We start from the raw sequence: 11,677 nt of genomic DNA on the forward strand, positions 1-11,677 counted from the left end.
GGAGCATGAATATGGTCAAGGAAACAACAATCGGCTCCAGAGCATTTGATCTTTTCCTTATTGTGCTGCTGGTTGGTATAGCACTTTTATGTGTTCTTCCCTTATGGTATACCCTTGCTGTTTCGTTAAGTGATAACGCAGCGGCATCCTCGGGCCAAGTTGGTTTATGGCCGGTGGGGTTTAATTTTAACTCTTATCATGAGATCATGGGTGATAGTAAGTTTTTCAATTCGTTCTGGATTTCGATACAGCGAGTTGTGTTGGGATCGAGTCTTAACTTTGTAATTATCATTCTGATGGGCTACCCCTTATCCAAAAGTACGAAGGATTTACCGTTTAGAAATGTACTGATGTGGATTTTGGTGTTTACCATGTTATTTAACGGAGGGTTAATCCCTTGGTATCAAACGGTTAAATCGCTAGGCTTGATCAATAACATTTGGGCGCTTGTTCTAGGGAACAGTGTACCGATTTTCAGTGTAATTCTGGTCATTAACTATTTCCGTAATCTGCCTAAGGAATTGGAAGAGGCGGCACTTGTTGACGGTGCGGGGCCTTGGTATATGCTTGTTAAGATTTTCATTCCGCTGGCAGTTCCCGTATTGGCAACCGTAACTTTGTTCAGTATCGTCTATCACTGGAATGAGTTTTTTAATGGACTCGTGTTGATGTCAAATGCGGATCATTACCCTCTGCAAACCTACATTCAGCAATTGGTCGTTATTGTGGATGCGAATACTATGACTGCGGAACAAATTCAGAAGATGAGTGAGCTATCTAATCAGACCTTGAACGCGGCAAAAATCTTTATTGCTATGATTCCTGTTCTCATCATTTATCCGTTTTTGCAACGATTCTTTATTCATGGGATTACGTTAGGGTCTGTTAAAGAGTAAGGGAGTTGGAAGCGGAGCGAGGAGTGAAGAAGCGTCCGGAATTGTGGGGAAGCGGGATGAGGAGCGAAGAATGCCCGAAATCGTGAGGAAGAGGAACGAGGATCCGCTAATTGGGCGAAAACAGCCGAAATCGTGGCGAAGAGGAACGTAGATGCGTTATTTCGCGTTTTTTGCCACCGGATCGTTCAATTTCGTGCAAATAACGTCCTCACGTTCCGTTAATTCGATTTCTAGCGCAAAATTTCCAAAATAACGCATCTACGTTCCGCATACTAGCATAAAGTGGCGTTCTAATGCCCATTGTTCGCAAAAGAAAACTAAAAACAAGGACAGATGGGCGCAGGTATACCCTGCAGCTCAGCTGTCTTTTCAATTTTAGGCCAAAGAAGGCTGTCCCAAGTAGAATTATCTACTTTTGAGACAGCCTTTGGTGTTTTCTACCCTCACCGAACGAGAACACAGCGCTCAAGGGGCACTTACTTAGATTAAGTTGTTCATCTGCTTTGAACTGCTTTTGTACGGATAGAATTACTTGGCATCAATATCGATAATGTGAGTGTTGCCAAGCTGATTACTGCGCATACGATGGCCATAGCGTGCAGCCGCTGTGTGGTGATTTCATGGCTAAAGATGGCTCCTAGTAAACTGGAGGAGAGGATCGTTCCCATAAATCTGGAGGTCATGAACAATCCCGAAGCGATCCCTGTCTCAGCTGCGGATACATAGGAATACAAAGCCGTCTGCAATCCGAGATTTTGGAACCCGCTGCTCAAGCCGAATACAGATAGGACTGCAAATATCGCCAAGGAAGCTAAATTTTCATGTATAAGCAAAATGAGCAGTGAACCTGCCATAACAATAAGCGAACCGGTGATTAGCGGTGTTTTGGAGCCGGAATGGTCAATCCATCTGCCAACCAGCGGCGTCGTGAAAATCCCTAAGCCTGATAAAGCCAGCATCATCATGCCTACCTGCTGCGCATCGAATTGCCGGACTTGCTGCAAATAAGAAGGAATGCTAAACATGATCGAGTAGAACACGATGTTGACACAAATAAATTGGACATAGACCAAACAAACGTTGAGGTTTTTTTTCAAAAAGATCACGTCAATAAACGGCTGGTTGTGCTTTAATTCAAATTTATAGAATAAATAACTCAGCACTACGCTGGTTAAAAGAAACCAGAAGTTGACCCTCTTTTCGAAGGAAAGAAAGAAAAACAGCCAACTGATGATAAGCGCTGCGAAAAAGGCAATTCCCCACAAGTCCAACCCGCCTTTGGCGAGTGACTTGCTCGGTCCGTCTTTCGGAAGAATTTGGATAGAAAGCAGAAAAGCAATGAGGATAACTGGAAAGTTAACGATGAAAATAGCTGGCCAATCCCCATATTGGATCAAAAACCCGCCAATTGACGGACCGAGGGCCGCCGATGTGGAAGAAAATATCGACATCACGCTTAGTGCCCTCGCTTGATTATCCGTGATGCTGCTGCGAATGATCCCCATACCGGCTGGGTACAGCGAAGATGTGCCTATCGCTTGAATGACACGAAAGCCAATAAGCCAGCCAATGCTCGGGGCCAGCGGAGCTAGCATGGATGATATCGTAACGAGAGCAAGTCCAACTAAAAAGATACGCTTGCGACCGAAGATATCGCTTATTTTACCCATAATGGGTTGAGCAATAGCGCTGGCCACATAATAAGTCGCAATCAGCCAAGAGATAGCACTATATGTAACATGGAACTCGGCCTGCAGCCGAGAGAATGCAACCGAAATCATCGACGTATTCAGCGGATTTAAGAGCACTCCAAGGCCAACGGTTGTGATTAGCCAGAGCTGATTATTCTTATTGTTTGACATAGCATTTCTCTCTTTTCTCTCTTTTTTTATTCATTATAATCCTAATTAAGTTGATCTGCTCGATAAAATCGGTCTTGGATTGAAGAATGAATTTGTGCCGTAGTCCATTCCGTTTTCAGCTGACCTAAGGTTGATTGAAGCCTCATTTACAAATGGAAAATTATCGGATATATTTGAGTCAAATGATACGTAATGTATCAAAAATGAAGAGGAGTGATAGGCTTGAGAAGGTTCAGAAATTCGATTGTTTTCTTCACCATGTGCTTGTTTGTACTAGCGTTCGGCGTTGTTCCCGCGGCTGCGGAAACTGGTGATTACGATGTTTTTCTGAAATTGGATGGGATTTCGGGTGAATCTGCTGTGAAAGGATATGAAAAGTGGATCCAGCTTCAAGATGTTTCATTCGACTTCGAAAATAGTTCTAAACTTGGCAGCAGTTCAACTAGCGGTTCTGGCGCAGGAAAGGCAGTTCGGAGCGCGATTTCGATTGATAAAATTTTCGATAGTTCTTCCATACCTTTGTTTATGGATATGGTTATGGGAAAAAGCATTGCTAAAGGCCAAATGGTGTTCATTAAGAAGTCTGGAAAGGAAAGGTTACCGTTGGTAACCATCGATTTAGAAACGATAAGCGTTAGTAAATTTAGCTTAAGTACTTTAGATGAAAAGATTGAGTTGAATTATGGAGCGATTAACTTTAAATACACAACCATAGGATCCGATGGGAAACCCGCGAATGCAATAACAGGCGGCTGGGATTTCCTTAAGAATCAGAAAAAATAGTTGATTCACTTATTTGATTGTCCCTATCCCTTCTGACGGAAGAGGAATACTCTAGCATAGAGGAAGCCTTGTACGAAAGGAGGAATCCCTTATGCGCTTGGTTGCTAGTAAATGGTCGAAGTTCTCCGTTATGTTGAAGCATGCCGGCGTTGCCAAACATATTCCTAACATGCGCCGTTTTAGCGCTTCGAACCTGCAGGCCATGCTGCGACGATATGTATTTGTAGTGGCAAAGCCGATCATTGGAACCGGGGGAAGCCGTGTAGTCAAAATTCAAAAAACGGGTAACGGTTATTTGCTGCACCACTGCGGGACGAAAAGAACAATTCGCACGTGGAAGAAGCTATTTTCTGCGTTAAACCAGATCCGCAAAAATCGCCCGTTTATGCTGCAGCAGGGCATTGACTTAGCAACAATTGACGGTAGGCCCGTAGATTATCGCGTCAAACTGAAAAAAGCAGGTCGGTCTTGGGTCATTCGAGCCGTAGTTGGCCGATTGGCGCGCCCGGGACTGTTCGTCACAAACATCTGCCGTGGCGGCACGTTACTCAAAGGTGTTCATGCGTTGCGACGTACTTTCCCTGCTTCGCTAGTCAAATCCAAAATTGACACGATGTGCGGAGTAGCCCGAACATGTACCAAGCTGCTCGAATCTCGTTATCCAGGTATTGGTATGCTCGGTTACGATTTCGGTGTCGACAAGCGAGGAAATATATGGATTTTTGAAGTGAATACAAAACCTCATTAATGCATAATATCAAAAGGACTGCCTGGTGGCAGTCTTTTGCTTTTTCTCCTATTTCGTCTATCTTGGGTCCAATAGGAATCATTTTTAATGATTTTACCCCCTCAGTATCATCAAATTACCTATCACCTAAAGAGTTTTGCATCCATTACAATAGAGGTATCAGTCTTTGAATTTACATGTCGATGAGACCTTTGTGCTCTGTCTAAGTATAAGGAGGAGAAATTGGATGTTTTGGACCGTGGAGAAATTACAAGCACGCATAAATGATTTGAAGTCATACCGCTATCGCGATGAAAGGCTCATCGATAAATTTCGAATCAAACTGGATGAGGATGGCACAATTGGAGCGTATCCGTCGGAAGACGGCGAGTGGACGGACATACGTATAGGTGACAGTTGGAAAGGCCGCGATGTATACTACTGGCTGGCTGCAGATGTGATGATTCCCGCTGAGTGGGAAGGAAGAAAGGTACTAGGTCGGTTCAGTCTCGGACAAACTGGAGGTGGAACGAACAGCGGATTCGAATCGCTGCTATTTCTGAACGGCGAGCCGTATCAAGGAGTAGACTCGAATCATGAGGAAGTTTTTATGCCTGAAGCGGCGACAGGCCAAACCGTTCAGCTTCGCTTCCGCTTGTGGTCAGGGCTAGGAGGATATCAGAGCCACCGTGAGATGGAAAGCCGACTGGAGTTGGCTTCCGTGTGTTGGTTGGATGAATACGCGGACGATTTATACTATACAGCCAAAGCGCTGCTGGAAACGGTCCGCATACTCGACGAAAATCGTCCGGAGCGGCACCAGTTGTTAGCGATGCTGGATGAAGCATTCCTGAAGCTCGATTGGTCCAGACCAGGGAGCGAAGGCTTTTACAATTCAGTCGAAAGAGCTCGCGATCATCTCCGGCAGGCTTTGTCGTTAATGCCTAAGCTTCATTCTGTTGTGGTGCAGTGTATCGGACATACGCATATTGATGTTGCTTGGTTATGGCAGCTGAAGCATACGAGGGAAAAGGCAGCGAGATCGTTTTCGACCGTACTGCGTTTGATGGAGCAGTATCCGGAGTATATCTTTCTGCAAACGCAGCCTCAGCTGTATGAATATATCAAGTCAGATTATCCGCAAATTTACGAGCGTATGAAGGAACGCATCAAGGAAGGTCGCTGGGAAGCCGGTGGCGCGATGTGGCTGGAGGCGGATTGCAACTTAGCTTCTGGGGAATCACTGGTGCGGCAGCTGTTGTACGGGACGCGATTTTTCCGTGAGGAATTCGGTGTGGAGTGCAAGTATTTATGGCTGCCTGACGTGTTTGGCTACAGCTGGGCGCTGCCGCAAATTTTACGCAAATCCGGGATCGAATCGTTTATGACGACCAAAATCAGCTGGAACCAATATAACCGGATGCCTCATGACACTTTTAAATGGCGGGGCATTGACGGGACGGAAGTACTTACCCATTTTATTACGACGCCGGATCCCGGTTCGAGTGAAGGGGCCTTTTATTATACGTACAATGGGCAAGTGACGCCCTCATCGGTACAGGGGATTTGGGAAAGTTATCGGGATAAGACACTCAATACGAATTTGCTGCTTGCTTACGGTTTCGGCGATGGCGGAGGAGGAGTTAATCGTGAAATGCTAGAGATGAGGCGCAGGCTGGACGAAATTCCAGGCATTCCTCATGTGAGGACAGGGCGTGCTGACGAGTATTTTAACAAATTGCAGATGAGCATCAGCAACACTAATTCGTACGTTCACACGTGGGATGGCGAGTTGTATTTGGAGCTGCACCGCGGGACTTATACGAGTCAGGCATACAACAAACGGATGAACCGCAAGCTGGAGCTGCTGTATCGGGAAACGGAATGGATGCAGGTTATGAGCTGTTTGTTGAATGTTCAAGGCCGTGCCATGGAGGCCGAAACTTCCCTTGCCCTGCACGAAGGTTGGAAAATTATTTTGCGCAACCAATTCCACGATATTATCCCTGGATCGTCGATTCGCGAGGTATATGAGGACAGCAGAACCGAATACGAAGAGGCTTTAGCCATTGGTCAAAAGGTGTGGGATCAGTCCGTTTTGCTTTTGACTTCGGGTAGGGAGAAGGGAAGCGAAGTGACGGTTTTCAACGGTTCTCCGTGGGAGAGAACAGATCTCGTTTGTATCCCCCAATCGGAAACGGAGGACGATGGAGTACAGTGGCTTGATGCGTCAGATCGACCATTGGAGGCTCAGCTTGTAGACGGAAGCTGGTGGGTCAACGTGGAGCGAATCGCTCCGATGGGATTCGCTGTCATTCATCGTAAGGAACTGGTCGATCAGCCCGTACAGGCTACAACTGAGAATAAGTTCAAAAAGTTGGATCATGGATTTATGACGCCTTTTTATGAAATAGAATGGAATGACAAGGGTCAGATTGTTCGCTTGTACGATCGAATGGAGCGCCGGGAAATTTTCGCCGCTGGCGAAACAGGGAATCGTTTCGAAGTGTTCGAAGATAAGCCGAAAAGCCGGCATGAGGCTTGGGATATTGATATTTTTTACACGGAGAAAAAGCTGGAAGTGAATCTTCTGACTCGGGTAGAAGTGACGGACAACGGTCCCTTGGCAGTGGTAGTCCGCTTCGAGTGGACATACATGGATTCAACCGTGGTGCAGGATATGGTGCTCTATGCATACAGCCGCAGAATCGATTTCCAGACCCATGTTAATTGGAACGAGCAGCGTAAACTGCTGAAAGTAGCGTTTCCGCTGCAAATCCGAGCAACGGAGGCAACTTACGATATTCAATTTGGCAACGTGAAGCGTCCTACCCATTGGAATACAAGCTGGGATTACGCTCGGTTTGAGACAGTGGGCCATCAGTGGGCTGATCTATCTGAACGCAAATACGGTGTCAGTCTCCTGAACGATTGTAAATACGGTTATGATATCAAAGACCATGTAATGCGGCTAACTCTGATCAAGTCCGCTATGGTACCAGACCCGACGGCCGATCAAGGAGAGCATGAATTTACGTATTCACTCTTCCCTCATGCCGGTGACTGGTATGACGGTGGAACGGTGCAGTCCGCGTGGTCCCTTAACAATCCGCTAACGTTTGCACACGGCAAGCCTGCCGAAGAATCGTTCGGCTTGTTCCGTCTGTCCAGCGATCATGTGATGATCGATGCAGTAAAAAATGCAGAGGATCACGACGCGATTATTCTACGCATTCATGAGTTTGCTGGCATTAGCGGCCAAACCCAAATTTCGAGTGATGCGAAGATTAAGTCCTGGCAGGAATGCGACCTGCTCGAAAGACCTCTTGGTGATTGTCAGTTCGAATCATGGATTGATGTTCAGCTGAAGCCGTACGAGATCAGAACATTTATCGTGCATATTCACTAGTTGTTGGGGGAAGACGTTAGCGAAAGTGTTCAGCTGCCGTCTGGAGCAAGACACGGTGCTGTGCTTAAAACAAAACAGATGCCTCCACTTCTGTTGAAGTAAAAACATTCACGAAAAGGTAGAAAACAGAAAAAGGAGTTGGCGAGGTTCCTGCCAACTCCTTTTTTTTATATAAGAAATGATAGGTTTTGGGGTAAGTGAAAATTACACCAGTTTATGATTATTAGCTACATGTTGTAAAATGTGCAACAATTTCTTCCTAAATCCCGCTGATCTCCCTAGATGTTGCATAAAGTACAACAATAATTACCGTATAGGGCCATTTTGCCACAAATGGGGTAAAAATGTTGTGCAAACTGCAACTTCAACAGGCAAAATAGCCTTTAAGCGTGTAAATTGTTGTAGAAACTACAACATTGGTAACCTCCTTAGCCTATTTGAGAATGTGGAATAAAATCCCAAAATGACCTTTGAGACAGCCTCAGCCGTTTGCTGGAGATCATTGAGAGCCATTTCATGATTTAAAAACAGTTGATTTGTCCTACGGATACAGTTGAATTGCCGCTCCCGTACCCGAGCAGGGTTGTACTATGCTTGGAGTACAATAATCTAAAGGAGCAGATGTACGATGCGGCGAAAAAGGATTTCTCTTTTCAATTCCTATGTATTCATTTTTCCCAGTCTATTTTTAACTTTGGCGCTTGGAATCTATCCGATTGCTTGGGCGCTTCGCTATATGTTCTACGATTATCAGGGGTATGGGCAGGAGAAATTTATTGGACTCGACAATTTTTCGAGGTTGCTGCGCGATCAGGAGTTCTGGCACTCTGTGTATAACACCTTCATTTATGCAAGCGGTAAAATTATCATCGTTTTGCCGATTTCCCTTTTACTCGCCGTCATACTTAATCGGGGACTGAAAGCCAAGGGCCTGTTGCGTGCCATTTATTTTATGCCAACCATTATCAGTACATCGGTCATGTCGATCGTGTTCTTTACCATTTTCAATTCGTATAACGGGCTGCTCAATCAATTTTTGATGAAGTATGGCTTAATCTCCAAAGCAATAGATTGGCTGGGACCGAATTATGCGATGCTGACCGTAATTATTACGGCTATCTGGGGTGCGATCGGTAACTATATGCTGCTTTTCATTGCAGGTTTGCAAGGTATTCCCGAGGATTTGTATGAGAGCGCATCGATTGATGGAGCGAATTCAGCACACAAATTTTGGTACATTACGATTCCGATGCTGGGTCCTGTTCTACAAATGATCATTATGCTAGCCATCATCACTGCCTTGAAGGGCTATGAAAGCATTATGGTTCTGACCGAGGGCGGACCGTTCGGCAAGACCGATGTCATGTACCTCTATGTGTATAAACTGTTTTTCCCGGTTTCTGCATCGGCTTCAACCGTACAGCAGATCGGCTATGGCAGCGCAGTCGGGTTTGTAACGGCACTGATTGTCGGTTTGATCACAGTCCTTTATTTCTATATGTCCAAACGGTTGAATCGGGAATAATGAAAGCGGGGTGCTACCAACAATGACGAATACACAAACGAAATCGAGTGTCCTTAGAAGCGGACATGTCGCGGGACATATGTTGAAATGGATTTTTTTGCTGGCGATAGCCTTCTTCACGTTATTTCCCATGGTTATGGCGATTCTGGGATCATTCAAAACAAATGCAGAATTGACAACGGGAGCGACTCTGCTGCCTTCGATCTGGAAGTTTTCCAACTACGCTACGGCATGGAAACAAGCGAATTTCTCGCGCTTTACTTGGAACAGCTTATTTGTCAGTACGGCAGTTACGATTGGCACATTACTCGTTGCTTCAATGTCCGCCTATGCCGTGGATCGTACGCGTTTCCCAGGCAAACGCCTATATGTGATTCTGCAAGCCAGCACGATGTTCATCTCAATCGGAGCCGTTGTTCTTAGGCCTCAGTTCGATCTCATGGTAAAGCTGGGGCTAAACAAATCGCTGTGGGGTGTTGTTCTTATCTTAATTAGCGCGCATGCCACAGTCTATTTTATGCTGATCGGTTTTTTCAAAGCGATACCCAAAGATCTGGATGAAGCTGCTTATATTGATGGCTGCAATTTCTACACGGTTTACTGGCGGATCATTCTTCCGCTGCTGCGTCCTGCGCTCGGCGTCACCGCTTTGTTCACCTTCCGAGGCGCATGGAACGAGTACATCTTGCCCCTTGTTTTCACGATGACGAATCCGAAGCTGCAAACGCTAACGGTGGGGCTGGCCAATTTGCGTTACGGGATCGGCGCTGCTGCAGAGATACATCTTATGATGGCAGGAGCTTGCCTATCCTTCCTTCCGATTCTGGTCGTGTACATCATTGCGAACAAATCTTTCGTTCAGGTGACAGCAGGCAGCTTGAAAGGTTAATTGTATGACCCTACTCTAAAAAAAGTGTTTTTTCCCCTCATCGAAAGTTGATTTGCCCTTCACGGTTCAGCTTGATGAGCGATTATATTATGAAAGCAGTTACATTTTGTGACGAAGCATTTTGTTTTGAGGTAAAATAAAAATTAGGAGGGTTTCACCACATGAAGAAGAAACAACTTGTCATGAACACGCTGCTCGGCGTTACTTTGGTCGCTTCACTCGCGGCTTGCAGCTCACAAACGGAACAACCTAAAGCTATTGGCACTTCCAGTACTACGGGCACCCCTGCACCTGCAGGAACTAAAACAAAGCTGTCTTATTGGACCATTGACCGTCACGATGCCGATTACATGAAAGATGCCATCAAAAAGTTCAACGAAACCAACAAGGATAACATTGAAGTTGAAATGACGGTACTTGCCGATAATTATAATCAGTCAGTCGATATCGCTTTTGCCAGCAATCAAGCGCCGGATGTGTTCCGGACTAACGATTTCCCCAACTATGTGAAAAAAGGATATTTGCTGCCGATCAACGATCTGATGACCGACGATATGAAGAAGCGCTTCGGCAACCTACAAGTTGAAGAGATGAATACGATCGACGGTAAAATTTATTCGCTGCCGAATACGGGGCAATACTGGAGATTGATTTATAACGTCGATCTATTCCAGAAGGCCGGTATTAAAGAACCGCCGAAAACGGTTAAGGAATTGGTCGAGGATGCCAAGAAGATTACGGAAGCCGGCAAAGATATCGGTGCATTCGGCTTCGCGGAAAATTTCAAAAACGCCAATTCCGCATTCAGCAGAATCGTCACTCCAATCGGAACGTTGAGCGGAACCGGCGAGGTGGACGGCTACAATTACAAGACAGGACAGTATGATTTCTCGGTGTACAAGCCCGTAGTAGAAGCACTGCGCCAGATGAAGCAGGATGGGAGCATGCTGCCGGGCGTCGAATCGCTTGATATCGATCCGCTGCGCGCGCAGTTCGCGGCAGGAAAGATCGGCATGTACTTGAACCACTCCGGCGAGCCGGCCGTGTATCAATCGCAATTCCCGACCAAAGTGAACTGGGCCGCTGCTTTGCCTCCTACGATCGACGGCAACCAGAAAGGGACTGTCTCGGTAATTGCAGGCAACTACATTGGCATTAACAAAAACACGCAGCACAAAGACGCGGCATGGAAATTTATGCAGTATTTGTATACGCTGGACTTCCAGAAGGAATACCATGAGAAAGGTTTTGGAATTTCCATCGTTCCGGATGTCAACGCAACTGCGAAAAAACCGACCATGCCGGGGATCGACGGCTTCCTGCCAAGCAAATTCGATGGTCTGTATGCTCCGACACCGACCGGTGTTACAGAGGCGAAGGTGGAAGGCATGAAGACAGGCGACTCCGTCGTTAAATATATGCTGAGTGGCGGAGACGTGGATAAACTATTGAGCGATTTGACAACCCGCTATAATGCGGCATTGGAGAAAGCGCGGGCAGCCGGTGATACGAAGATGAAAGCGAATCCGGACTTTGACCCGAGTAAGCTGCAGGGCAGCCTCGCCAAGTAGGCGGGCAGTCGAACT

The 11,677-nt window shown here is 46.1% G+C and carries 8 protein-coding genes; 7 read left to right on the forward strand and 1 reads right to left on the reverse strand.

Features of this window, described 5'->3' with window-relative positions; all coding sequences use genetic code 11:
• The first annotated feature begins 11 nt into the window (after positions 1-11).
• Complete coding sequence (locus NYR53_RS11935; protein WP_261305365.1) at positions 12-896, forward strand: carbohydrate ABC transporter permease; 885 nt, start codon at positions 12-14, stop codon at positions 894-896.
• A 494-nt stretch (positions 897-1,390) separates the two neighbouring features.
• Here NYR53_RS11935 and NYR53_RS11940 read toward each other — a convergent pair whose 3' ends face one another.
• A complete protein-coding gene (locus tag NYR53_RS11940; protein WP_261305366.1) occupies positions 1,391-2,758 on the reverse strand; it encodes an MFS transporter in 1,368 nt (455 codons plus the stop codon).
• Between the two features lie 222 nt (positions 2,759-2,980).
• Here NYR53_RS11940 and NYR53_RS11945 point away from each other — a divergent pair, with 222 nt between their 5' ends.
• The 6 genes from NYR53_RS11945 to NYR53_RS11970 all read left to right on the forward strand — a co-directional run bounded on the left by NYR53_RS11945 (position 2,981) and on the right by NYR53_RS11970 (position 11,662).
• On the forward strand, positions 2,981-3,541 hold the full coding sequence (locus NYR53_RS11945) for an Hcp family type VI secretion system effector (RefSeq protein ID WP_261305367.1): 561 nt from the start codon (positions 2,981-2,983) through the stop codon (positions 3,539-3,541).
• A 91-nt stretch (positions 3,542-3,632) separates the two neighbouring features.
• Positions 3,633-4,289 (forward strand): YheC/YheD family protein, encoded by a 657-nt coding sequence (locus tag NYR53_RS11950; RefSeq protein ID WP_261305368.1) that lies wholly within the window; start codon positions 3,633-3,635, stop codon positions 4,287-4,289.
• Between the two features lie 226 nt (positions 4,290-4,515).
• The gene (locus NYR53_RS11955; protein ID WP_261305369.1) at positions 4,516-7,677 is read left to right on the forward strand and encodes an alpha-mannosidase; all 3,162 of its coding nucleotides are present in this window, start codon (positions 4,516-4,518) and stop codon (positions 7,675-7,677) included.
• Positions 7,678-8,305: 628 nt separating this feature from the next.
• Positions 8,306-9,202: a carbohydrate ABC transporter permease gene (locus NYR53_RS11960; protein WP_261305370.1), complete on the forward strand. Its 897-nt coding sequence runs from the start codon at positions 8,306-8,308 to the stop codon at positions 9,200-9,202.
• A gap of 79 nt (positions 9,203-9,281) precedes the next feature.
• Positions 9,282-10,091 (forward strand): carbohydrate ABC transporter permease, encoded by an 810-nt coding sequence (locus NYR53_RS11965; protein WP_437180175.1) that lies wholly within the window; start codon positions 9,282-9,284, stop codon positions 10,089-10,091.
• Positions 10,092-10,252: 161 nt separating this feature from the next.
• A complete protein-coding gene (locus NYR53_RS11970; RefSeq protein WP_261305372.1) occupies positions 10,253-11,662 on the forward strand; it encodes an ABC transporter substrate-binding protein in 1,410 nt (469 codons plus the stop codon).
• The last annotated feature ends 15 nt before the right edge of the window (positions 11,663-11,677 follow it).

It is taken from the genome of Paenibacillus andongensis, from assembly GCF_025369935.1.
GTDB lineage: Bacteria > Bacillota > Bacilli > Paenibacillales > NBRC-103111 > Paenibacillus_E > Paenibacillus_E andongensis.